The following is a 23,505-nucleotide window of genomic DNA, read 5'->3' on the forward strand; positions in this document are numbered from 1 at the left end:
GATAGGGTGGCAAACGATTGCTTTTACTCTGAAGAAGATTAAAATCGCCACTTTATTGCCGCTGGGAAGCCTGACATGTCCGTTGAAAGCCAACATACTACCGCCGATCGTACTCCGGTCGCGGCGGGAAAAAGTGAGCTGATTTACCGCCTTGAAGACCGTCCGCCGCTGGCGCAAACGCTGTTCGCCGCCTGTCAGCATCTGCTGGCGATGTTTGTGGCGGTGATCACGCCCGCTCTGCTAATCTGCCAGGCGCTGGGCCTGCCCGCGCAGGATACGCAGCACATCATCAGCATGTCGCTGTTCGCCTCCGGCGTGGCGTCGCTGTTGCAGATTAAAACCTGGGGGCCGGTCGGTTCCGGGCTGCTGTCGATCCAGGGTACCAGCTTTAACTTTGTCACCCCGCTGATTATGGGTGGCCTGGCGCTGAAAACCGGCGGGGCCGACGTGAAAACCATGATGGCGGCACTGTTCGGCACGCTGATGCTGGCATCCTGTACCGAGATGGTGCTGTCACGCGTGCTGCATCTGGCGCGCCGGGTGATCACCCCGCTGGTTTCCGGCATTGTGGTGATGATTATCGGTCTGTCGCTGATCCAGGTTGGCCTGACCTCCATCGGCGGCGGTTTTGCCGCAATGAACGATCACACCTTTGGCGCACCGAAAAACCTGCTGCTGGCCGGTGTGGTACTGGCGGTGATCATTCTGCTCAACCGCCAGCGCAATGCCTATCTGCGCGTCGCTTCGCTGGTGATCGCGATGGCGGTAGGCTATCTGCTGGCCTGGGCGCTGGGGATGCTGCCGGAAAATAGTGCCGCGGCGAACAGTGCGCTGATCGCCATACCCACCCCGCTCTATTACGGGCTGGGTATCGACTGGAATCTGCTGATCCCGCTGATGCTGGTGTTTATGGTGACCTCGCTGGAAACCATTGGCGATATCACCGCCACCTCAGATGTCTCCGAGCAGCCGGTCAGCGGCCCGCTGTATATGAAGCGCCTGAAAGGCGGCGTGCTGGCGAACGGGCTGAACTCCTGCGTTTCTGCACTGTTTAACACCTTCCCCAACTCCTGCTTCGGTCAGAACAATGGCGTGATCCAGCTGACCGGCGTGGCCAGTCGCTACGTCGGTTTTGTCGTGGCGCTGATGCTGATTGTGCTCGGGCTGTTCCCGGCGGTCAGCGGCTTTGTGCAGCACATCCCCGAGCCGGTACTCGGCGGTGCCACGCTGGTGATGTTTGGCACTATTGCCGCCTCAGGCGTGCGTATCGTGTCGCGCGAACCGCTCAACCGCCGGGCGATTATGATTATCGCGCTCTCGCTGGCGGTCGGCCTTGGCGTCTCCCAGCAGCCGCTGATCCTGCAGTTTGCCCCTGACTGGCTGAAAACGCTGCTTTCCTCCGGGATCGCTGCCGGCGGTATCACCGCTATCGTGCTGAATCTGGTGTTCCCGCAGGAGAAGTAGCGGCTACGCTCATTCTGAAAACAGCGGCCGGGGTGCGATATTTGCTCCGGCCGCTGCGCTGTGGGTTGAGAAGTGACGATAAATCAGGCATAACAAGCCATTACCCGATATTCATAGGGATGGTTGTGATGAAGTTTTTCGGAAAAGTTTTGCTTACCCTGCTGCTCATTCTGCTGCTGGCCCTGGTCGCTATCTACGTGCTGCTGCAAACCCAGTGGGGCGCGGGATGGATTAGCCGCCAGGTCAGCGCCAGCAGTGATTACCAGCTGTCGCTCAGCAAAATGGAGCACAATTTTTCCGATCCCAGCCATCTGCTGCTTAACGATGTCTCCTTTGGCCGTAAAGACCAGCCCGCCACGCTGGTGGCCAGGCGCGTTGACCTTGGCCTCAGCCTGATGCAGTTCAGCAGCCCGCTGCATTTTGCCAGCATTCGACTCGATCAGGGTACGCTAAACCTCAGCGATAAAAGTGCCCCCCTCTCCTTACAGGCAGACCGTTTACAGCTTAGCCAGATGGCGCTTAACCGCAATCAGGGCGACTGGCCGCTGCAGGCACAGCGCGTCGACGGAGGCGTCACCCCGTGGAAGCCTGAAGCGGGCAACGTGCTGGGCAAAGAGGCCAGGTTCCAGATGAGCGCCGGTTCCCTGACGCTGGACGGTATTCCTGCGGCGAATGTGCTGGTGCAGGGCAGTATTCACGGACCGCAGCTGGTGTTAAGCAATTTCGGGGCTGACGTGGCGCTCGGCTCGGTGACCGCCAGCGCGCAGCGTGATGCGCAGGGCTGGCAGGTGAACAGCCTGCGCCTGAACAGCATTCGCCTGCAGAGTGATAAAACGCTGGCTGAGTTCCTGCAACCGCTGCGCACGCTGCCGACGATGCATTTTGACCGCATTGATATGACCGATGCCCGCCTGCAGGGGCAGGACTGGGCGGTGACCGACCTGGACCTGACATTGAAAGACCTGACGCTGAGCAACGGCGACTGGCAGAGCGACAACGGTTCGCTGTCGATGAACGCCAGCAGCTTTGTGAATGGCAGCATGCAGCTGGACGACCCGATCGCCAATATGGACTTCTCCGCGCAGGGCGTGCAGCTGACGCAGTTCAGTTCGCGCTGGGTCAACGGCCTGGTGCGTGCGCAGGGCAGCTGGACGCGCAGCGACAAGAAACTGACGCTGGATGAACTGGTGGTGGCCGGGCTGGAATACACCCTGCCGCTCAACTGGCGCGAGCGCTGGATGGAGACGCTGCCATCATGGCTGGAGAGCGTGCAGGTGACCAAACTCAGCGCCAGCCGTAACCTGATTATCGATATCAATCCGGACTTCCCGTTCCAGATGACGGCGCTGGATGGCAATGGCAGCAACCTGCTGATGGCGCGCAATCATCAGTGGGGCATCTGGTCAGGCAATCTGAGTTTCAACGCCGCCGCCGCAACCTTTAATCGCGTCGATCTGCGCCATCCGTCGATTGCCCTCAGCGCAGATGACAACGCTATCAATGTGTCAGAAATGAGCGCCTTCAGTGCCGACGGCATGCTGGAAGGGCTGGCAACGCTGAGCCAGCAGCCGCAGCGGGCACTGTCGCTGACGCTGAATGGCCGCCAGGTTAACGCCACTCTGCTGCAGAACTGGGGCTGGCCGACGATCCCGCTGAACGGTAACGCCACGATGCAGCTGAAAATGCAGGGCAGCCTGCAGGCCAGCCAGCCGCTGAAACCCTCCGTCAACGCCACGCTGGCGGTCAGCAACGGCGAGCAGACTGTGCAGCAAACTCTGCGCGGGGGCCAGCTGAGCGGCTCACAGTAAGGTATACCCTAAATAATTCGAGGTGCAGGAAGGCGGCAAATGAGCGAGTCCCGATGAGCTTACTAAAGTAAGTGATTCGGGTGAACGAAAGCAGCAACGCACCTGCAGCTTGAAGTATGACGGGTAAAAAGGGCCAGGTCGGCCCTTCGCAACGTGTCACGGGTAAGGTATAGTCCGTTTTTTTTACGGGGGAACTATGCTGACCAACTCATCTATTCGTCTGAACAAATACATCGCCGAGAGCGGGATCTGCTCGCGTCGCGATGCCGATCGCTTTATCGAACAGGGAAATGTTTTTATTAACGGTAAGCGCGCCTCTGTGGGCGACCAGGTATTTGCCGGCGATGTGGTAAAAGTTAACGGTCAGCTAATCGAGCCGCGTAACGAAGAAGATCTGGTGCTGATTGCGCTGAATAAGCCCGTGGGCATCGTCAGCACCACGGAAAATAGCGAGCGCGACAACATCGTTGATTTCGTTAACCACAGCAAGCGCGTGTTCCCGATTGGCCGCCTGGATAAAGATTCGCAGGGGCTGATCCTGCTGACTAACCACGGTGACCTGGTGAATAAGATCCTGCGCGCCGGCAACGACCACGAAAAAGAGTATCTGGTCACCGTGAACAAGCCGGTCACCGAAGAGTTTATCCGCGGGCTGGGCGCGGGCGTGCCGATGATGGGCACGGTAACCAAAAAGTGTAAGGTGAAGAAAGAGTCGACGTTTGTCTTCCGCATTACGCTGGTGCAGGGGCTGAACCGTCAGATCCGTCGCATGGCCGAGCACTTTGGCTACGAGGTGACCAGGCTCGAACGCATCCGCATTATGAACATTTCCCTGAAAGGGGTGCCGCCGGGCGAGTGGCGCGACCTGACCGATGACGAGCTCATCGAGCTGTTTAAGCTGATTGAGAACTCCTCTTCCGAGGACAATAGCAAAGCGAAGAGACCGGCGCAGAAGGCGAAGCCCGCAGCGGCAAAAAAACCGGCCGCCAAAGCCGCCGATAAACCGGCTGCCACCCCGGCCGGACGCAAGCGTTTCGTCCAGCCGGGTCGCAAGAAAAAGGGGCGTTAAACGCCGCAGCCCCCTTCCTCCAGTGGCCCGTCGGGATCGGCGGGCAGCACCATATACACCCCTTCAAATACCGCACCGGATTCATCATTACCGAACAGCTCCACCTCCAGCTGCACGCGGGCTTTACGCCCGCGCGCCAGGCGGTCAAGGTCGCCGCTCAGCGAGCCAAGGTCGGCAATCGCCCCCGGCTTGCCGGTAATCGGCTTGCTGTAGCGAATATGCGCATCGGCGAGGATAATGGTGCCGCCGAGATGACGCTCGCGCAGCAGCAGCCAGATTAAGCCCCAGCCGGTCAGCGTCGCCAGCGAGAACAGGCTACCGGCAAACAGCGTATGGTGCGGGTTCTGATTGCCGGTTTCCGGCATGGTGGTAATAAACTTCTGCCCGGTATATTGCAGAATACGCACGCCCATCTTTTCGCTCAGTGGGATATGTTCGTACCACGCCTGCTGCAGCTGCCCGCACCAGTCGGCACGGTGCAGGATGTCGTCCAGCGTCACTACCGGTTTGATCATCAGGAAGTGCCGTACTGGCGTGGTTTGCGGCGCGGTAATCTCCCCCTGATTGAGGTAGCCCAGCTTGGAGAAGAACTCCACGGCATCTTCGCGCGCGCTGCACACCACGCGCTTTACCCCTTCCTGGCGCGCGACAGACTCCAGCGTCATCGCCACCAGCGTACCCAGCCCTTTGCCCTGCACCGAGGGATGAACGGCGAGGAAGCGGATAGCGGCTTCGTTATCGGCATTGATATAGAGGCGGCCAACGGCAACCGGGTCGCCGTGTTCATCCACCACCATCTGATGATGCGCCAGCGCATCCCAGGCGTCACGCTCGGACCCCAGCGGCTGGTGCAGCGGCTTACGCAGCATCTCCCAGCGGAACTGGTAGTAGGTATCTAGCTCTTCTGCGGTTTCAGGTACGCGGAGGTGATACATAAAATGGTTCTCTCTGTCTGAGCCCGTCAGGCCATTCCTTTGCCGCTCGGCCAGCTGCGTCAAACCTGCAGCCAGAAGGTGACGGGACCATCGTTGACCAGCGCCACTTTCATGTCGGCGGCAAAACGCCCGGTTTGCGTGGCAATCCCTTTTTCACGACAGCAGGCGGTGAAGTAGTCATACAGCTCTTCGGCAACCTCCGGGGCGGCCCCGCCGGAGAAACTCGGGCGCATCCCTTTTTTGGTGTCTGCTGCCAGCGTGAACTGCGACACCACCAGCACGCTGCCCCCGGCCTGCTGTACGTTCAGATTCATTTTGTCATTTTCGTCGCCGAAAATACGGTAACCCAGCACTTTATCGACCAGTTTGCGCGCGCTCTCCCGGGTATCTTCTTTTTCCACCCCGAGCAGGATCAGTAATCCCGGCCCAATCTCACCAACAGTTTCGCCCGCTACCGTGACGCTGGCAGAAAGTGCCCGCTGAATTAATGCAATCATGATTCCTCGTTTTCTCTTTCTTGTTCTTCTTGTTTCAGCTGGCGGTAATCACCCAGCGTGGCGGTAATTTCCGCCCCTAATAGAACGATACACCACGTCCAGTACACCCACAGGAACAGGATGGGAATAACGGCAAGCACGCCGTAAATTAACTGGTACGAGGGGAACATCGTAACATACAGCGCAAAGCCCTTTTTCCCCAACTCGAAGAGCAATCCGGCCACCACCGCGCCGATGAGCGCATCGCGCCCTGCCACCTGAATGGTCGGTACAATGCTGTACAGCAGCCAGAAGGAGAGGATCGACAGCAGCAGAGGGAAGATGCGCAGCCCCATATCCACCAGCCCGCTGACGCCGCTGACCGTTGCCCAGTGCAGCGACAGCAGATAGGAGCTGATTGCCAGACTGGCACCGGCCAGCAGTGGGCCGAGCGTCAGGATCATCCAGTACACCGCGAAGGAGTAAACCAGCGGCCGTTTGCGTTTGCTGCGCCAGATAACGTTGAGCGCGGTGTCGATGGAGTACATCAACAGCAGCGCGGTGAACACCAGGCCGCCCACGCCGACCGCCGTCATTTTGCTGACGTTGGCGACGAACTGCTCCAGATAGTTCTGGATAGTCGCCCCGGCGGCCGGGACAAAGTTGTTAAACACGAAGTTCTTGAGCTGGACGCTGACGTCCGAAAACATCGGGAATGCGGCGAACAGCGCAAAGACCACCGCAATTAACGGCACCAGCGACAGCAGCGAAACATAGGCCAGGTGCCCGGCCAGTATCGTCATGCCATCTTCGTCAATGCGCTGCCACAGCAGTTTGATCCACGACCAGAATGCCCGCCCGCGGTGGCGATAGTGATTGAGTAAACTCATGTTTTAATACGGTCGGCGAAGAATGCCGGGATAACTTTGGCATCGGTAATATGCAGGCTGTGAATGCCGACAGCACGCGCTCCTTCGATGTTTTCCAGATTATCATCAAAGAAGATAGCCTCCTGAGCTGAGGTCTCTTCCTCATTTAGCAAGCGCTCATAAATTTTCTTGTCCGGCTTGCGTAGCCCCATCTCCTGGGAAAGGTAGACTTTATCAGCGGCTTGCTGCACTTCCGGGTACTGCGACGGCCAGAAATTACAGTGCAGGCGATTAGTGTTCGACAGGATCACCACGCGATCGCCCTGCTCACGCAGTTTATTCATAATGGCGATCACTTCCGGGCGCACGCCGACAAACACTTCCTGCCAGCCGACCGCGAACTGTTCAAAACTTAGCGACAAGCCTAACTCGTCAGACATTTTTTGCGCGAAGACTTCATCGCTGATTTCACCGCGTTCGTGCTGGTGAAAGCTCTCGCCCATGTGGAAACGATTTCGCAGTTCGGCCAGCGGCACGCGGCTTAAATCGCTCCAGACACCAAGAACCCGGTTGAAATCAATATCAACAATGACGTTACCCAAATCAAAGATATACAGCATGGCCATCTCCTTTTGTTCCGGTGAGGTATTCACTCTAGCCGTAAAACGGGAGGCTGAACAGGAGGGGAAATTGAAAAACTGCGGGGAAGTATCAGGTAAAACGATGGGCCGGAAGAGCTCCGGCCCATAACAAGACTAAAGAAGAATTACGCTTCTTTAGGACCGCGGGTTGCGCGTTTACGGTCGTTTTCAGTCAGGTGACGTTTACGAATACGCACAGACTGTGGAGTCACTTCTACCAGTTCGTCATCATCGATGAACTCAAGCGCCTGCTCAAGGGACATCTTCTGTGCCGGAACCAGCGTGGTGGCTTCGTCAGTACCGGAAGCACGCATGTTGGTCAGCTTCTTACCGGTCAGGCAGTTAACGGTCAGGTCGTTTGAACGTGAGTGAATACCGATGATCTGGCCTTCATACACTTCAGCACCGTGACCGAGGAACAGCTTGCCGCGGTCCTGCAGACCGAACAGGGCGAAGGCTACCGCTTTACCCTGACCGTTAGAGATCAGCACGCCGTTCTGACGCTGGCCCACTTCGCCCGGACGAACGTCGTCGTAGTGGCTGAAGGTGGAGTACAGCAGACCGGTACCGGAAGTCATGGTCATGAATTCGTTACGGAAGCCGATCAGGCCACGGCTTGGAATAACATAATCAAGACGCACACGGCCTTTGCCATCCGGGTCCATGTTTTTCATGTCGCCTTTACGCTCACCCATCGCCTGCATCACAGAACCCTGGTGCTGTTCTTCGATGTCGAGGGTCACGTTTTCGAATGGCTCCTGCTTGCGGCCTTCGAATTCACGGAAGATAACTTTCGGACGGGATACCGCCAGTTCGAAACCTTCACGACGCATGTTTTCGATCAGAACTGACAGGTGAAGTTCACCACGGCCTGAAACGCGGAAGGCGTCGGCGTCCGGGGTTTCTTCAACACGCAGTGCCACGTTGTGCACCAGCTCTTTGTTCAGACGGTCAAGGATCTGACGTGAAGTCACATACTTACCTTCTTTACCGCAGAACGGAGAGGTGTTAACGCAGAAGAACATGGTTACGGTTGGTTCATCAACGCTCAGGGCTGGCAGCGCTTCCACATTCTGCGTGTCGCAGATGGTGTCAGAGATGTTCAGCTCGCCCAGACCGGTGATGGCGATGATGTCGCCCGCTTCCGCTTCAGCAGATTCGATACGCTCCAGACCCATGTGGCCCAGCACTTTACCGACTTTACCGTTACGGGTTTTGCCTTCGCTATCGATGATCGTAACCTGCTGGTTAGGACGCACTTTACCGCGTTTGATGCGGCCGATACCGATAACACCCAGGTAGTTGTTGTAGTCCAGCTGGGAGATTTGCATCTGCAGCGGGGCTTCCAGCTCAACCTGTGGTGGAGAAACGTGTTTCACGATCGCTTCGTACAGCGGGGTCATATCTTCCGCCATATCCGCGTGATCCAGACCTGCAATACCGTTCAGGGCTGAAGCATAGATAATCGGGAAGTCGAGCTGCTCGTCGGTCGCATCCAGGTTAACGAACAGGTCAAAGACCTGGTCAACAACCCAGTCAGGACGTGCGCCAGGGCGGTCAACTTTGTTGATTACCACGATCGGCTTCAGACCATTAGCGAAGGCTTTTTTGGTCACGAAGCGGGTTTGCGGCATTGGGCCATCCATTGCATCCACAACCAGCAGCACCGAGTCAACCATCGACATTACACGCTCTACCTCACCGCCGAAGTCGGCGTGTCCTGGGGTATCAACGATGTTGATGCGATAGTCGTTCCATTTAATGGCGGTGTTTTTTGCGAGGATGGTAATCCCACGCTCTTTCTCCAAATCGTTGGAGTCCATTACGCGTTCGGTCGCTTCGGTGCGGGCATCAAAGGTCCCGGACTGCTGTAGCAACTTATCAACCAGGGTAGTTTTACCATGGTCAACGTGGGCAATAATGGCGATGTTACGCAAATTTTCGATCACAGCTTTGCCTCAGGCATTAGAAATAGCGCGCTATTGTACACGGATTAATCGAAGGACTGAACAGGATCACAAATTTCATATAAAGATAACTGTTCGGATTGCTTTTATAGCCATTTTCAGTGCAAAGCTTGCACTGTGACGAAAAATTGCACCAAAACAGTGCCCATTTATCAGCCAATGGCACCAAAATGGTGCGCGACTTCCATCGTGGTGCAGTCCTCGTCTCACGAGAGGGCGCATCATAGCGCTTTTTTCGGAAAATAAAAAAGTTGGCATAGATTTCGCAATTACTCTAACAAGCAAAAAATGCCAGTTTCCACAACGGTTGTAAGCTTGTCAGAGATCTTTATTATCGGAGTAAGCGCGGCGAAACGCAAAGCGCACCGTGAAGATCTCTAACCACGACGACAATGACAAATCCAGGAGAGTTAAGTATGTCCGCTGAACACGTTCTGTCGATGATGAACGAGCACGAAGTCAAATTTGTTGATCTGCGTTTTACCGATACCAAAGGTAAAGAGCAGCACGTGACTATCCCCGCTCATCAGGTTAATGCTGACTTCTTCGAAGAAGGCAAAATGTTTGACGGCTCCTCGATTGGTGGCTGGAAAGGTATCAACGAATCAGACATGGTTCTGATGCCTGACGCAACCACCGCTGTCCTTGACCCGTTCTTCGAAGATTCCACTCTGATCATCCGTTGTGACATCCTCGAGCCAGGCACCATGCAGGGCTACGACCGTGACCCACGCTCTATCGCTAAACGCGCTGAAGATTTCCTGCGCTCTTCCGGCATCGCGGACACCGTGCTGTTTGGACCAGAACCCGAGTTCTTCCTGTTTGACGATATCCGTTTCGGCAGCAGCACTTCCGGTTCCCATGTCGCTATCGACGACGTTGAAGCTTACTGGAACTCCGGTAAAGCCTATGAAGGCGGCAACAAAGGCCACCGTCCAGGTCTGAAAGGCGGTTACTTCCCAGTGCCACCGGTCGACTCATCACAGGATATCCGCTCTGCTATGTGTCTGACCATGGAGCAGATGGGCCTGGTGGTTGAAGCTCACCACCACGAAGTGGCGACCGCGGGTCAGAACGAAGTGGCCACCCGCTTCAACACCATGACCAAAAAAGCTGACGAAATTCAGATCTACAAATATGTGGTTCACAACGTCGCTCACGCCTACGGCAAAACCGCGACCTTCATGCCTAAGCCAATGTTCGGTGATAACGGTTCTGGTATGCACTGCCACATGTCTCTGTCTAAAGGCGGCACCAACCTGTTCGCTGGCGACAAATACGGCGGCCTGTCTGAAATGGCACTGTTCTACATCGGCGGTGTGATCAAGCACGCTAAAGCGATCAACGCCCTGGCGAACCCGACTACCAACTCTTACAAGCGTCTGGTCCCAGGCTACGAAGCGCCAGTTATGCTGGCTTACTCTGCCCGTAACCGTTCTGCTTCTATCCGTATCCCTGTGGTTGCCAGCCCGAAAGCACGTCGTATCGAAGCGCGCTTCCCGGATCCAGCGGCTAACCCATACCTGTGCTTCGCTGCACTGCTGATGGCTGGCCTGGACGGCATCATCAACAAGATCCACCCTGGCGATGCTATGGACAAAAACCTGTACGACCTGCCACCGGAAGAAGAAGCTGAGATTCCAAAAGTTGCAGGTTCTCTGGACGAAGCCCTGGCTGCACTGAACGAAGACCGCGAGTTCCTGACCCGTGGTGGCGTGTTCACTGACGATGCCATCGAAGCGTACATCGAACTGCGTAAGTCTGAGATTGACCGCATTCGTATGACTCCGCACCCGGTTGAGTTCGAACTGTACTACAGCGTTTAATTGGTTTTATTTGTTGCCGTGGAAACTTTTCAGCCCATCTTCGGATGGGCTTTTTTCTCCACGAATTCAACGTCAGGACGACGATTTCCGGGTTGCATGACTATAATGCACCAATCTGGTGCAGATAAATTACTCAGGAGAACGCTGTAATGGCAACTGGCACGCTGCCCGATGCTGGGCAGATTCTCAATTCACTGATCAACAGTATTTTACTGGTTGATAACGAGTTGGTGGTTCATTACGCCAACCCTGCGGCTCAGCAACTGCTGGCGCAGAGTTCCCGCAAGCTGTTTGGTACGCCCCTGCCGGAACTGATGGGTTATTTTTCCCTGAATATTGAGGTGATGCTCGAAAGTCTGGATGCCGGACAGGGCTTTACCGATAGCGAAGTGACCCTGGTGGTCGACAGCCGTGCGCACATTATGTCGCTCACCGCGCAACGTCTGCCCGAAGGGTTAATTCTGCTGGAAATGGCTCCGATGGATAACCAGCGCAGGCTCAGCCAGGAACAGCTGCAGCATGCACAACAGGTGGCAGCGCGGGATTTAGTCCGCGGTCTGGCACACGAAATTAAAAACCCGCTGGGGGGACTGCGCGGCGCAGCACAGCTGCTGGCCAAAGCCCTGCCCGACCCGTCGTTAACCGAATATACCAAGGTCATCATTGAACAGGCCGATCGCCTGCGCAATCTGGTTGACCGTCTGCTTGGCCCGCAACAGCCGGGGATGCACGTCACCCAGAGCATCCATCAGGTCGCTGAACGCGTGGTCAATCTGGTGTCGATGGAGCTGCCGGACAATGTGTCGTTAATCCGTGATTACGACCCAAGTCTGCCGGAGCTGCCGCACGACCCGGATCAGATAGAACAAGTCCTTTTAAATGTGGTCCGCAACGCGTTACAGGCGTTGGGTGAAGAAGGCGGCACCATTACTTTACGTACCCGCACGGCGTTTCAGTTAACCCTGCACGGTACGCGCTATCGCCTGGTGGCACGCATCGATATTGAAGATGATGGCCCAGGCATTCCGGCGCAGCTACAGGACACGCTGTTTTACCCGATGGTGAGCGGCCGCGAAGGCGGCACCGGGCTGGGGTTATCCATCGCCCGCAGCCTGATCGACCAGCATTCGGGAAAAATAGAGTTCAACAGCTGGCCCGGACATACTGAATTCTCGGTTTACCTGCCTATTCGCCAGTGAGGTTTCTATGCAACGAGGGATAGTTTGGATCGTCGATGACGATAGCTCCATCCGCTGGGTGCTCGAACGTGCGCTCACTGGAGCCGGTTTGAGCTGCGCGACTTTTGACAGCGCGAACGAGGTGCTGGAAGCCCTCGCCACTAAGACCCCAGATGTATTACTGTCAGACATTCGTATGCCCGGCATGGACGGACTGGCGCTACTGAAGCAGATTAAACAACGCCACCCGATGCTGCCGGTGATCATTATGACCGCGCACTCCGATCTGGATGCGGCGGTGAGCGCTTACCAGCAGGGCGCGTTTGACTACCTGCCTAAACCGTTTGATATCGATGAAGCGGTGGCGCTGGTTGAGCGTGCCATCAGCCACTATCAGGAGCAGCAGCAGCCGCGTAACCAGCCGGTCAGCGGGCCGACCACCGATATTATCGGTGAAGCTCCGGCGATGCAGGATGTGTTCCGTATTATCGGCCGCCTGTCGCGCTCATCGATCAGCGTGTTGATTAACGGCGAGTCCGGTACGGGTAAAGAACTGGTCGCTCATGCCCTGCACCGCCACAGCCCGCGCGCCAAGGCGCCGTTTATTGCGCTGAATATGGCGGCCATTCCCAAAGATCTGATTGAATCCGAACTGTTTGGCCATGAGAAAGGCGCATTTACCGGCGCAAATCAGATCCGCCAGGGCCGTTTTGAGCAGGCCGACGGCGGCACGCTGTTCCTCGATGAAATCGGTGATATGCCGCTGGATGTACAGACTCGTCTGCTGCGCGTGCTGGCCGATGGTCAGTTCTATCGCGTGGGCGGCTATGCGCCGGTGAAAGTGGACGTGCGTATTATTGCCGCGACCCACCAGAACCTGGAGCTGCGCGTGCAGGAGGGGAAATTCCGTGAGGACTTATTCCACCGCCTGAACGTGATCCGCGTACACCTGCCGCCGCTGCGTGAACGTCGTGAAGATATTCCGCGCCTGGCACGTTACTTCCTGCAGGTTGCCGCTCGTGAACTGGGCGTGGAGGCGAAAATTCTGCATCCGGAAACCGAAACGGCGCTGACCCGCCTGCACTGGTCCGGTAACGTACGCCAGCTGGAGAACACCTGCCGCTGGCTGACGGTGATGGCTGCCGGTCAGGAAGTGTTGATTCAGGATCTGCCGCCGGAGCTGTTTGAGACCTCGACGCCGGAAAACCCGGTGCAGTCGCTGCCGGACAGCTGGGCCACGCTGCTGGCACAGTGGGCCGACCGCGCGCTGCGCTCCGGTCATCAAAACCTGCTGTCGGAAGCTCAGCCGGAGATGGAGCGCACGCTGCTGACCACCGCGCTGCGTCACACGCAGGGGCATAAGCAGGAAGCCGCTCGTTTGCTCGGCTGGGGGCGTAATACCCTGACCCGCAAGCTGAAAGAGTTGGGAATGGAATAACCTGCTGTCACTTTACACGGGCGGACCGAACAACAGGGTCCGCCCCTGGAATCCCCCATACGGCTAGTGCCCGATCAGATCACCCTTGAGAATCGTGCGCCAGACGCTTTCTCCCGCAGGTAGCGGTCGAAGCACATGCAGATATTCCTAATCAGCAATCGTCCCTTAGCGCTCACTACAAGCCCGTTGGCGTGGTATTCCACCAGCCCGTCGCCGATCAGCGGCAGCATGGCGCTGAGGTCCTCGGCAAAATAGTCGCGGAAGTCGATGCCATAGCGCTGTTCAATCTCACTAAATGACAGCGCGAAGTTGCAGATCAGACTTTTGATTACATCGCGGCGCAGGCAGTCATCCTCACTCAGCCGCAGCCCGCGCCACAGGGCCGTATCCTGCTGCTTAACCTGCGCGTAGTACTCTTTTAGCGCTTTGTGATTCTGTGCATAGCTGTCGCCGATCATACTGATTGCCGATACGCCCATGCCCAGCAGGTCGCTGTCGCCCTGCGTGGTATATCCCTGGAAGTTGCGGTGCAGTTTGCCGCTGCGCTGCGCCACCGCCAGCTCATCATCGTGGCGGGCAAAGTGGTCCATGCCGATAAACTGGTAGCCCTGCGAAGTGAGCGTGGCAATGGTTTGCTGCAGTATCTCCAGCTTGTGCGCGGCATCCGGCAGCTCATCCTCGCGGATCTTACGCTGGGCGGCAAACAGTGCAGGCATGTGGGCATAGTTGAACACGCTGAGGCGGTCGGGATTCAGCTCGGCGACTTTTTGCAGCGTGAAGGCAAAACTCTCCGGCGTCTGCTTCGGCAGGCCGTAGATCAGGTCAATGTTGGTAGAGGCAAATCCCAGCTGGCGCGCACGCGCCATCAGGGCGAAGATCATCGCTTCATCCTGCACGCGATTGACCTTCTCCTGCACCTCCTTGTTGAAGTCCTGTACCCCCATGCTCAGGCGATTAAAGCCTTTGAGACGCAGGTGGTCCAGCACGTCCAGCTCAATTTCGCGCGGGTCGATCTCTATTGAGATCTCAGCCTGTGGGCTGAAAGCGAAGTGTTGACGCAAGCAGTCCATCAGTCGGCTGATTTGCGCTTTATTAAGAAAGGTCGGCGTGCCGCCGCCCCAGTGCATCTGGCTGACGGTGCGCTGCGAAAACAGCGGCGCGCGGGCTGCTATCTCCAGCACCAGCGCATCGAGATATTCATCGGCTTTGTGCTGCTGGCGTGTGACCTGCTTGTTGCAGCCGCAGAAGTAGCACAGCTTGTGGCAGAACGGGATATGCAGATAGAGCGACAGCGGCCGCTGGGGGTAACGCGCCGCAGCCTGGAGAAAGGCCTGCTCGTCGTAATCCTGCTTAAATTCCAGCGCGGTCGGATAGGAGGTGTAGCGGGGTCCGGCGGTGTTGTATTTCTGAATGAGCGGCAGGTCCCATTCGGTTGTCTGTTGCAGCATCTTCACGGTCCTCGTCTTCTGGGCTTTGACCGCCGCGAGACAGGAAGCTGCTGGCTGACGATCCGACTACGCAGCCGGGTCTTCAGCCGCGATAGCCGCTGTAGTTTAACGAATAACCACCCCAGCCAGCACAGCAGAATCAGCGCAATAATTGATCCAGGCCAAATCATCGCCAGATACCCAAAATGAAAAAGCAGCGCCAGATTGCGCTGCTTCAGATTTCGTCAGAGAAACGCGGGTTCACTGAAGATCAATTGCCGCCCTTTAGTAGGCGATACATATCTTCTTCGGCCTGCTCGTCATCAGCGTCATCGTCCAGCGTGATACCAAGCTGCTCCATCAGCACGTCGATGCGGTCCAGAGACTGGTCCAGCCATGCCTGCTCTTCCGCTGACAGGCTCTCGCCATTTTCCAGACGATCGAGCAGCGCATCCAGGCGCTCGTCATTTTCCAGCTGTGCCAGTTCTTCTTCTGGCGTCAGGCGGGGCTTTTTCTCAACCGGCTTGGCGACTTTCGCCGGCTTCACGGGTTTGCTGGCCGCCACATCGGCACCCAGCGCAATAGGCTTTTTGCTGCCAATACGCGGATCTTTGGCCGGCTTGCTGTCGGAACTTTTCGCACTGGTGGCCGCCGGGTTGGCTCGGCTGCCGGAACTGTTGCCGCTGTGCTTCTTGTCGCGCTTACGGGCGCGCGCTTCCTGGTCGATCTCTTCACGCGATTTGCGTTTTACTCGTGCGCCCGGTTTTTTATCCTGGGGTGTGCGTGCAGGTTGCTTCATGGTTTCTGCTCTCAGACGTTTATCTTCAGTATAGAATTGCGGCGGAATCTAGCAGAAAGCAGAGCAAGAAAAAAGGCGCCAGGTCACCCTGTCGCCTTTTTTCACACCTTCCGCAGAAGGACTGACAATGTCAGCATCCATTTTAGCAGCTAGCGTCCCTGTTTTCCCTTTGCCTTTGCCCCCATCCTGGTAAGCATCCTGAGTCCCTGCCGAGCACGCCTGTGCGCTAATCCATCCCCGCTCACGATCTTCCTGATACTCCCTGAGCGCTTCATCCTGAAGTGAAACATCCTGTTTCCGACTACAAATGTAGACTAACCAGTCCGTCTCACAAGGTGAGGAACGTAATTTTTACTCTGTTTTTTTTCAATTTTTTATAACTTCATGATAAATATTAAGAAATCTAATTTCATTTAGTGTCAAATGCAGAGAGTGCTGCCAGCAGCAATGGTCAATGTCTCACAGACGAAATCGAGACCGCGTCTTACCGGGCGCTTTAGCACCATACAGGGTATAATCAGCGCAATTGCCCTTTTTATCCTGGAGTATCTATTTTGTCTGGCTGGAATTATCACGTCACCCATTTTGTCACCAGCGCCCCCGATATCCGTCACCTGCCTGCCGATACCGGCATCGAAGTGGCTTTTGCCGGGCGTTCTAACGCGGGTAAATCCAGCGCACTGAATACGCTGACGAACCAGAAAGCCCTCGCGCGTACCAGTAAAACGCCGGGCCGTACGCAGCTGATTAACCTGTTCCAGGTGGCCGAGGGCTATCGCCTGGTCGACCTGCCAGGCTATGGCTATGCGCAGGTTCCGGAAGAGATGAAACTGAAATGGCAGCGTTCGCTGGCTGAGTATCTGCGCGAGCGCGTCTGTCTGAAAGGGCTGGTGGTGCTGATGGATATTCGTCACCCGCTGAAAGACCTCGATCGCCAGATGGTGATGTGGGCGGTCCAGAGCGGCATTGAAGTGCTAATACTGCTGACCAAAGCCGATAAGCTGGCCTCCGGTGCGCGCAAAGCGCAGCTCAATGCCGTGCGTGAAGAGGCTAAGACCTTCCTCGGTACCGTGGAAGTTGAAGCATTCTCATCGCTGAAGAGAATCGGCGTAGATAAGCTGAGCCAGAAGCTCGACAGCTGGTATCGCGATCTGCCACCGGCTACGGAAGATGATATTCCTGCTGAATAAGCTCCCCGCTTCACCGGGCCGGGCACGCCTGGCCCCTACGCAATCGCTATAAACACCGCACGAAATCCCAGGTAGCGCCCAATAAAAAACGCCCCAGTCATTACTGACTGGGGCGGCTAAATATTCAGCCAAATCCGATTACGTGAAGTAAAAGGTCTGAAAGATAGAACATCTTACCTCTGTACCCTACAACTCGAACTTTACATGATTTTCTGAGCGCTCAAAAGGGTTTTTTGTAGTTAATTTTCAGAAAACGACAGCAGTAATCCAACTCAGGTCACATTCTGAGGCTCATGCTGTAGCTTAATTACGAAAAAAGTGTTTTAGCTGAGAAGCTTAGGTGATTTTCTGAACGCTGAGTACAGAAATGGGGCGCTGAACCGATTCAAGCTACGAATTTCTTATGGATACTGCACGCTGCTGATTTGCAGAAAAAAACAGCAGCATGCAGTTGGGAATAACTTAGTGCGCCTGATCCCAGTTGTCGCCCACGCCGATATCGACGCGCAGCGGCACATCCAGTTTCATACTGCCTTCCATTAGCTCACGAATTTTCGCTGAAGCCGCTTCGACCAGATCGGCCTCCACTTCAAACACCAGTTCATCGTGTACCTGCATGATCATTTTAATCTGCGGGGTTTCCTGCGCGGACAGCCATTCATCGACCGCAATCATTGCGCGTTTAATGATATCCGCAGCGGTTCCCTGCATCGGGGCGTTGATTGCCGCACGCTCCGCAGCTTTACGGCGCATCGCGTTGCTGGCTTTAATGTCGGGCAGATAGAGGCGGCGCCCATCCAACGTCTCGACATAGCCCTTCTCTGCCGCCAGTTCGCGGGTGCTTTCCATATACTGCAATACGCCCGGATAGCGTTCGAAATAGAGGTCCATGTATTTCTTCGCTTCACCGGCGCCAATATTCAGCTGGCGCGACAGCCCGAATGCGCTCATACCGTAGATCAGACCAAAGTTAATCGCCTTGGCGCTGCGGCGCTGTTCGCCGCTGACTTTATCCAGCGCCACGCCAAAGACTTCGGCGGCGGTGGCGCGGTGAATATCCTGCTCGCTGGCAAAGGCGCTCAGCAGCCCTTTATCCTGGGACAGGTGCGCCATAATACGCAGCTCAATCTGCGAGTAGTCGGCTGCGACAATGCGGCTGCCCTTCGGGGCAATAAAAGCCTGACGGATACGGCGCCCTTCATCATTGCGCACCGGGATGTTTTGCAGATTTGGATCGCTGGACGAGAGACGCCCGGTCGCCGTCACCGTCTGGTGATAGGAGGTGTGCACGCGGCCACTGTGCGGATTAATCATCAGCGGCAGCTTGTCGGTATAGGTCGACTTCAGCTTTGAAAGCCCACGATGCTCCAGAATCACCTTCGGCAGCGGGTAGTCCAGCGCCAGCTCGGCTAAGACTTCCTCACTGGTCGACGGCGCCCCACCCGGGGTTTTCTTGGTGGGTTTAATTCCCTGCTTTTCAAACAGGATGGTCTGCAGCTGTTTCGGAGAGGAGAGGTTGAACGGCTCTCCCGCCAGTTCGTGTGCTTTCAGTTCCAGTTCGGCCAGACGCGCTCCCAGCTCCTGCGAGTGCGCGGCCAGGATGTTCTGATCGATCAGCACGCCATTGCGCTCAATACGCGAAATAACCGGCACCAGCGGCATCTCGACCTGCTCAAAGACGTTTTTTGGCCCCTGCTCTTTTTCAAGCTCCGGCCACATTTTCAAATGCAGCTGCAGCGTAACGTCGGCATCTTCCGCGGCGTAGTGTGCGGCCTGCTCAAGTGCGATCTGGTTAAAGGTCAGCTGATTTTTGCCTTTGCCGGCGATCTCCTCAAAGGTCACCGTTTTATGGCTCAGCCAGCGCGCGGCCAGGCTGTCCATATCATGGCGGCCCGCCACGCTGTTAAGCGCGTAAGACTCCAGCATGGTATCGAACTGAATGCCCTGCAGCTGGATACCGTAGTTATCCAGCACGCCACGGTCATACTTCAGGTTCTGCCCAACCTTCAGTGCTTTCGGGTCTTCCAGCAGCGGTTTCAGACGATCCAACACGGCTTGACGATCCAGCTGCTCTGGCGCATCAAGATAGTCGTGCGCTACCGGAAGATAGGCGGCCTCGCCCGGTGCGGTGGCAAACGACAGGCCGATGATATTGGCACTGAGGGTGTCCAGCGAGTCCGTTTCCAAATCGAAGGCGAACAGCTTGCTGTCCTGTAATTTTTTCAGCCAGCGCGTGAAGGTCTCGTCATCAAGAATGGTGACGTAGCCATCAGAGGAGAGCACGCTGGTCGTCTCTTCTGCTGCGGGCTCGCTTTCCGCCGCTGCCACTTTTTTCGCAGAGGGATTGCCTTTATTACCCTGCAGCCATTTACCCTCTTCGAGGTCAACAATCCAGCGCTTGAATTCGTAATGCTTAAATAACCCCAGCAGCTCTTCAACGGCGGGTTCTTCAACCGTCAGCTTATCGCAGGTCAATTCCAGCTCAACATCGGTTTTAATCGTCGCCAGCTGATAGGAGAGGAAAGCCATCTCCTTATTTTGCTCCAGCTTGGCCGCCATGGTTTTTGCCCCGCGGAAGGTCAGGGTCGCGACTTTATCCAGATTGTCATAGATATCTTTTACGCCGCCTAATCCCTGCAGCAGCGCCTGCGCCGTTTTTTCGCCCACGCCCGCAACGCCTGGAATGTTATCCGAGGAGTCGCCCATCAGGGCGAGAAAATCAATAATCAGCGACGGTGGAATACCATATTTCTCTTCCACTTCATCCGGGCCAAGGATGGCATTATTCATGGTGTTAATCAGCGTGATGTTCGGCGACACCAGCTGGGCCATGTCTTTATCGCCCGTGCTGATCAGCACAGGTTTGCCCATCTTCTCTGCCGCCAGCGCCAGCGTACCGATGACGTCATCAGCCTCTACGCCGGAAATAGCCAGCAGCGGCAAGCCCATCGCTTTGACCATGGTATGCAGCGGTTCAATCTGCGCACGTAGATCGTCCGGCATCGGCGGGCGATGCGATTTGTACGCTTCAAATAATTCGTCGCGGAAGGTTTTACCCTTGGCATCAAATACCACGGCCACATGACTAGGCTTATATTGCAGCAGCAGGCTGCGCAGCATATTTAATACGCCGTACATTGCACCGGTGGGTTCGCCCGCGCTATTGGTCAGCGGAGGGAACGCGTGATAAGCACGGTACAGGTAGGAAGATCCATCTACCAGAATCAGCGGGTTTTCTGCAATTTGAGCCATAAGTCGTCACGTTCTTCTTGGGTTTCGATTGAGGGTAAGGATGCCACAGCTCACTATAAAAGATGAAATCACAACGGCGAATAATCATCAGACAGTGCTGTTTTTGCGCAGCGCCTCGCAGTGATTTTCTGTGGATAAGTTTGTGCGTAAATTTAATAACGATTAATTAATGGCAGATAAGCGCGCAATGAATAAATTAAAGTCACCTTTAAAATCATTTAGTTAGTTTATCTCATTAGGATTATCTTTAGATTTTACGGCGTTAGCGAGATGTGGATATAAGTTGGCAGCACCAGGCAACGACGCACGATCTCCGTCTGAGGAAAGGGCACTTTTACGACAAATATTTTGCAAGGCGGGAAGAAAAAACGCCGGGCGAGCCGGCGTTTAGTGGCACTCTTCGCGGATTTACTTCTGAGTAATCAGGAATTTCACCACGTTGGCATACTGCTGAACATAGTTATCCATGGAGCTGGTATCCAGGCCACCGTTGTTAACCATGTATTTGCCGTTAACGAACATCGCAGGCACGCCGCGCAGGTTAACATCGGCTGCCGCCTTCTCCTGCTGTGCAACCAGCGATTTCACTACGAAGCTGTTCCAGGCAGCATCATAGGCTTCTGGTGTGATACCTGCAGCCTTGACGAAGACCGCCTTCAGGCTGGCTGGATCGGTAATGGTCTGGCTTTTCTGGATACCGTCGAAGATAGGTGCAGTCACTTTATCTTCCACGCCCAGCGCCATAGCGACAGCCCATGCCTGGGTAACGGTTTTACCCATCTCGCCGCCGAGGAATTCAACGTGGTACTTGGTCACTTTGGCGTTCGCCGGCAGGACTTTCTTCACCGCATCGCTGACATGCCAGACATGCTCGAACTCATAGCAGTGTGGGCAGAAGAACGAGAAGAACTCGAGAACCTGTGGCTCACCGGTTACGGGCTTATCCATAGTCACGTATTGCTGACCATCGGTAAATTGTGCAGCTGAAGCGCTGAATGCCAGAACCATACCGACGAGCGCAAACCAAATCTTTTTCATCGCGAAACTCTCTCCATAACAACTTAATAGGCGAACCAAAGGCGATCACACCTGGAATACAGGTGTCAGCTGCAGCGGAGGCTCCTGCAACAGCTTGTCCTGTTCGTTAAAAGTGGAAATCTGTCGGCGCCAGAAATCCTCATCCGTCATCCACGGAAAACTGCCTGGGAAGGCCGGATCCTGCCAGCGGCGTACAACCCACGCCAGATAATAAACCATCCGCATAGCACGTAAAGGCTCAATCAGTGACAATTCATGAGCGTCGAAGTCGCAGAACTCACCGTATGCTTCCAGCAGGATATCCCACTGCAAGCGCTGTTCCTGACGGTCGCCGCTTACCAGCATCCACAGATCCTGCACTGCCGGGCCATTACGGGCATCGTCGAGATCGACAAATAACGGGCCATCGCGCCATAAAATATTGCCGGGGTGGCAGTCACCGTGTAGACGCAAAGGCTGCCACTGAGTATGCCAGCAGTTTTGTAAAGTTGTGCGCAGGCGTTCAATACTGGCGAGTAAATCCGCTTTCAGCTTCGACGGCACCAGCGTGCTGTCGGCAAAAATCTGCAGCGGTTCCTCGATGTACTCCTGCAAACCAATCGTTGGCCGCTGGCTGAAGAGCTTGCGCCGCCCCACCTGATGAATGCGTCCGAGGAAACGCCCTACCCATTCCAGATGGTCGTAATTGTCCGTCTCATACTGGCGGCCGCCCAGGCTGGGAAATACCGCATACCAGAAGCCCTGGTGCTGATGGAGCATCGAGCCATTGAGTTCCAACGGCGCGGCGATGGGGATTTCATCGGCAAACAGTTCACTGGCAAACTGATGCTCTTCCTCTATCTGCCCCTGGGACCAGCGCTGTGGGCGATAGAACTTAGCGACGTAACGGCGTTTATCATCATCGGAAAACTGATAGACGCGGTTCTCATAGCTGTTCAGCGCCGTCAGTCCAGACTCCACGCGTAGCCCGGTCTCCCACAGTGCATCAAGGATGGTATCAGGCGTTAAAGTGTGGAAGTTAAAAGCAGGTTCTTTCATCCGGCGAGCCCGTTGGTCATGACATGAGATACCTGCAAGAATATCATTAAATGGCCGCCGTCATGGGCCAGCGGCCGATTTAATCCTTGATCACGCCCCGCGCCCGCAGCAGTGCAGTCTTGAAATCATCCTCATAGTCTTTTTTCAGACCGGGAATTTCAGCGTGCTTATCACTGCCGCGCATTTTGAGATGGTAGATCAGCACATCATCGGTTAATTGAGTAAAAGGCTGTTTAAAGCCGGCTTCATCGGCTAACTTCTGTAAAAATTCGACTAAATTCAGATCGGGATCTTGCTGCCAGGCGGGTTGCAGCAGGCTGATTAATTCATTCAGGCGATGGCATTTCATGCTGTTGTCCCTGTATAAAGAAACCCAACGTTAAGCATAGGGCATAAACCAATGAGTATGACGAGTGCCGTGGCAGGATCCGGGATCACCGGGGTGATCCTGGCAGGTGGCCGTGGCAGCCGCATGGGCGGTAAAGATAAGGGGCTGGTGCTGTATCAGAACAAGCCGCTGTATCAGCACGTGCTGCAACGCTTTGCGCCGCAGGTCACTACTGTATGGATTAATGCCAACCGGAATATTGAGGTATATCAACAGAGCGGCGTGCCGACGATCGCCGATACGCTGAGCGACTTTCCCGGGCCGCTGGCGGGGATGTTAGCTGCACTGCAGCAGGCAGAAAGCGAATGGGTTGCCTTCTGCTCCTGCGATACGCCCTGCGTGCCGTCCAATCTGGTGAGCGAGCTATGGAAGAATCGGGGACAAGCGCTGGCAGTGTGGCCGCGCACGGAACAGCGCGATCATCCCACGCTGGCGTTGCTGCATCGCAATCTGGCGGCGCCGTTGCAGGATTATCTGGCGCGAGGCGAGCGCAAACTGATGCTGTTTCTCCAACAGGTTGGTGGGCACAGCGTATTATTTACCCAGGCGGAAGCCGCATTTCGCAATATTAATCGGCCGGAAGATCTTTTATAGCGTGAAGAAGGGGGATTTTGCTCTGATAAGAGCATATGAAACTGATTTCTCAGCCCTGTAAACGCAAAAAACCCCGGCCTTTCGGTCGGGGTTATTGCTTTATTTGAT

General features: G+C 55.7%; 19 protein-coding genes. 8 read left to right on the plus strand and 11 right to left on the minus strand.

Annotated features, from left to right (window positions below; translation table 11 throughout):
* Positions 1-75 precede the first annotated feature (75 nt).
* The 3 genes from QLG07_RS18405 (at position 76) to rluF (ending at position 4,341) form a co-directional block, all read left to right on the plus strand.
* Positions 76-1,464, plus strand: coding sequence for a uracil-xanthine permease family protein (locus QLG07_RS18405; protein WP_282469848.1), 1,389 nt, complete (start codon positions 76-78; stop codon positions 1,462-1,464).
* A gap of 128 nt (positions 1,465-1,592) precedes the next feature.
* Positions 1,593-3,272 carry an AsmA family protein gene (locus tag QLG07_RS18410; protein ID WP_282469849.1) on the plus strand — a complete coding sequence of 560 codons (1,680 nt, stop codon included), beginning with the start codon at positions 1,593-1,595 and terminating at the stop codon, positions 3,270-3,272.
* 196 nt (positions 3,273-3,468) lie between these two features.
* Positions 3,469-4,341 carry a 23S rRNA pseudouridine(2604) synthase RluF gene (gene rluF, locus QLG07_RS18415; RefSeq protein ID WP_048914205.1) on the plus strand — a complete coding sequence of 291 codons (873 nt, stop codon included), beginning with the start codon at positions 3,469-3,471 and terminating at the stop codon, positions 4,339-4,341.
* On the opposite strand, the gene fabY is transcribed toward rluF, so the two are convergent.
* From fabY to typA, 5 genes are all read right to left on the minus strand, one after another.
* Positions 4,338-5,276 carry a fatty acid biosynthesis protein FabY gene (fabY, locus tag QLG07_RS18420; RefSeq protein ID WP_099754591.1) on the minus strand — a complete coding sequence of 313 codons (939 nt, stop codon included), beginning with the start codon at positions 5,274-5,276 and terminating at the stop codon, positions 4,338-4,340. The genes rluF and fabY overlap by 4 nt on opposite strands.
* A gap of 59 nt (positions 5,277-5,335) precedes the next feature.
* Positions 5,336-5,773: a D-aminoacyl-tRNA deacylase gene (gene dtd, locus QLG07_RS18425; protein WP_048914203.1), complete on the minus strand. Its 438-nt coding sequence runs from the start codon at positions 5,771-5,773 to the stop codon at positions 5,336-5,338.
* On the minus strand, positions 5,770-6,642 hold the full coding sequence (locus QLG07_RS18430; protein WP_048914202.1) for a virulence factor BrkB family protein: 873 nt from the start codon (positions 6,640-6,642) through the stop codon (positions 5,770-5,772). The genes dtd and QLG07_RS18430 overlap by 4 nt, the downstream gene beginning before the upstream one ends.
* On the minus strand, positions 6,639-7,241 hold the full coding sequence (yihX, locus tag QLG07_RS18435) for a glucose-1-phosphatase (RefSeq protein WP_048914201.1): 603 nt from the start codon (positions 7,239-7,241) through the stop codon (positions 6,639-6,641). Before yihX ends, QLG07_RS18430 begins: the two co-directional genes overlap by 4 nt.
* A 146-nt stretch (positions 7,242-7,387) precedes the next feature.
* On the minus strand, positions 7,388-9,211 hold the full coding sequence (gene typA / locus QLG07_RS18440) for a ribosome-dependent GTPase TypA (RefSeq protein WP_048914200.1): 1,824 nt from the start codon (positions 9,209-9,211) through the stop codon (positions 7,388-7,390).
* A gap of 434 nt (positions 9,212-9,645) precedes the next feature.
* Here typA and glnA point away from each other — a divergent pair, with 434 nt between their 5' ends.
* From glnA to glnG, 3 genes are all read left to right on the plus strand, one after another.
* On the plus strand, positions 9,646-11,055 hold the full coding sequence (glnA, locus tag QLG07_RS18445) for a glutamate--ammonia ligase (RefSeq protein ID WP_048914199.1): 1,410 nt from the start codon (positions 9,646-9,648) through the stop codon (positions 11,053-11,055).
* 149 nt (positions 11,056-11,204) lie between these two features.
* Entirely contained in the window at positions 11,205-12,254 is a 1,050-nt protein-coding gene (glnL, locus tag QLG07_RS18450) for a nitrogen regulation protein NR(II) (RefSeq protein WP_048914198.1), read from the plus strand.
* A gap of 7 nt (positions 12,255-12,261) precedes the next feature.
* Positions 12,262-13,671 (plus strand): nitrogen regulation protein NR(I), encoded by a 1,410-nt coding sequence (gene glnG / locus QLG07_RS18455; protein WP_048914197.1) that lies wholly within the window; start codon positions 12,262-12,264, stop codon positions 13,669-13,671.
* Between the two features lie 74 nt (positions 13,672-13,745).
* Here glnG and hemN read toward each other — a convergent pair whose 3' ends face one another.
* Together hemN and yihI are read right to left on the minus strand one after the other, a co-directional pair.
* Complete coding sequence (hemN, locus tag QLG07_RS18460) at positions 13,746-15,119, minus strand: oxygen-independent coproporphyrinogen III oxidase (RefSeq protein WP_282469850.1); 1,374 nt, start codon at positions 15,117-15,119, stop codon at positions 13,746-13,748.
* Positions 15,120-15,369: 250 nt separating this feature from the next.
* Positions 15,370-15,897, minus strand: a complete 528-nt coding sequence (yihI, locus tag QLG07_RS18465; RefSeq protein ID WP_187499254.1) for a Der GTPase-activating protein YihI — start codon at positions 15,895-15,897, stop codon at positions 15,370-15,372.
* Positions 15,898-16,451: 554 nt separating this feature from the next.
* On the opposite strand from yihI, the gene yihA reads away from it, so the two are divergent.
* Entirely contained in the window at positions 16,452-17,087 is a 636-nt protein-coding gene (yihA, locus tag QLG07_RS18470; RefSeq protein ID WP_048914194.1) for a ribosome biogenesis GTP-binding protein YihA/YsxC, read from the plus strand.
* A gap of 462 nt (positions 17,088-17,549) precedes the next feature.
* Here yihA and polA read toward each other — a convergent pair whose 3' ends face one another.
* The 4 genes from polA to QLG07_RS18490 all read right to left on the minus strand — a co-directional run bounded on the left by polA (position 17,550) and on the right by QLG07_RS18490 (position 22,764).
* Entirely contained in the window at positions 17,550-20,339 is a 2,790-nt protein-coding gene (gene polA, locus QLG07_RS18475) for a DNA polymerase I (RefSeq protein ID WP_048914193.1), read from the minus strand.
* A gap of 408 nt (positions 20,340-20,747) precedes the next feature.
* The gene (gene dsbA / locus QLG07_RS18480; RefSeq protein WP_133622335.1) at positions 20,748-21,377 is read right to left on the minus strand and encodes a thiol:disulfide interchange protein DsbA; all 630 of its coding nucleotides are present in this window, start codon (positions 21,375-21,377) and stop codon (positions 20,748-20,750) included.
* A 45-nt stretch (positions 21,378-21,422) separates the two neighbouring features.
* The gene (locus tag QLG07_RS18485) at positions 21,423-22,415 is read right to left on the minus strand and encodes a serine/threonine protein kinase (protein ID WP_048914191.1); all 993 of its coding nucleotides are present in this window, start codon (positions 22,413-22,415) and stop codon (positions 21,423-21,425) included.
* Between the two features lie 79 nt (positions 22,416-22,494).
* A complete protein-coding gene (locus QLG07_RS18490; RefSeq protein WP_048914190.1) occupies positions 22,495-22,764 on the minus strand; it encodes a YihD family protein in 270 nt (89 codons plus the stop codon).
* A gap of 57 nt (positions 22,765-22,821) precedes the next feature.
* Between QLG07_RS18490 and mobA the strand changes: the two genes are divergently transcribed.
* Positions 22,822-23,397, plus strand: a complete 576-nt coding sequence (mobA, locus tag QLG07_RS18495) for a molybdenum cofactor guanylyltransferase MobA (RefSeq protein WP_282469853.1) — start codon at positions 22,822-22,824, stop codon at positions 23,395-23,397.
* The last annotated feature ends 108 nt before the right edge of the window (positions 23,398-23,505 follow it).

It is taken from the genome of Erwinia sp. V90_4, from assembly GCF_029967685.1.
Lineage (GTDB): Bacteria > Pseudomonadota > Gammaproteobacteria > Enterobacterales > Enterobacteriaceae > Erwinia > Erwinia aphidicola.

What these genes read in the sequence shown, in the direction of transcription:
- glnG (WP_048914197.1), top strand. Translation starts at nt 12,262, where the DNA reads ATGCAACGAGGGATAGTTTGGATCGTCGATGACGATAGCTCCATCCGC.
- fabY (WP_099754591.1), bottom strand. Translation starts at nt 5,276, where the DNA reads ATGTATCACCTCCGCGTACCTGAAACCGCAGAAGAGCTAGATACCTAC.
- QLG07_RS18410 (WP_282469849.1), top strand. Translation starts at nt 1,593, where the DNA reads ATGAAGTTTTTCGGAAAAGTTTTGCTTACCCTGCTGCTCATTCTGCTG.
- QLG07_RS18490 (WP_048914190.1), bottom strand. Translation starts at nt 22,764, where the DNA reads ATGAAATGCCATCGCCTGAATGAATTAATCAGCCTGCTGCAACCCGCC.
- yihX (WP_048914201.1), bottom strand. Translation starts at nt 7,241, where the DNA reads ATGCTGTATATCTTTGATTTGGGTAACGTCATTGTTGATATTGATTTC.
- yihI (WP_187499254.1), bottom strand. Translation starts at nt 15,897, where the DNA reads ATGAAGCAACCTGCACGCACACCCCAGGATAAAAAACCGGGCGCACGA.
- QLG07_RS18430 (WP_048914202.1), bottom strand. Translation starts at nt 6,642, where the DNA reads ATGAGTTTACTCAATCACTATCGCCACCGCGGGCGGGCATTCTGGTCG.
- rluF (WP_048914205.1), top strand. Translation starts at nt 3,469, where the DNA reads ATGCTGACCAACTCATCTATTCGTCTGAACAAATACATCGCCGAGAGC.
- QLG07_RS18405 (WP_282469848.1), top strand. Translation starts at nt 76, where the DNA reads ATGTCCGTTGAAAGCCAACATACTACCGCCGATCGTACTCCGGTCGCG.
- dsbA (WP_133622335.1), bottom strand. Translation starts at nt 21,377, where the DNA reads ATGAAAAAGATTTGGTTTGCGCTCGTCGGTATGGTTCTGGCATTCAGC.
- glnA (WP_048914199.1), top strand. Translation starts at nt 9,646, where the DNA reads ATGTCCGCTGAACACGTTCTGTCGATGATGAACGAGCACGAAGTCAAA.
- mobA (WP_282469853.1), top strand. Translation starts at nt 22,822, where the DNA reads ATGACGAGTGCCGTGGCAGGATCCGGGATCACCGGGGTGATCCTGGCA.
- hemN (WP_282469850.1), bottom strand. Translation starts at nt 15,119, where the DNA reads ATGCTGCAACAGACAACCGAATGGGACCTGCCGCTCATTCAGAAATAC.
- dtd (WP_048914203.1), bottom strand. Translation starts at nt 5,773, where the DNA reads ATGATTGCATTAATTCAGCGGGCACTTTCTGCCAGCGTCACGGTAGCG.
- polA (WP_048914193.1), bottom strand. Translation starts at nt 20,339, where the DNA reads ATGGCTCAAATTGCAGAAAACCCGCTGATTCTGGTAGATGGATCTTCC.
- QLG07_RS18485 (WP_048914191.1), bottom strand. Translation starts at nt 22,415, where the DNA reads ATGAAAGAACCTGCTTTTAACTTCCACACTTTAACGCCTGATACCATC.
- glnL (WP_048914198.1), top strand. Translation starts at nt 11,205, where the DNA reads ATGGCAACTGGCACGCTGCCCGATGCTGGGCAGATTCTCAATTCACTG.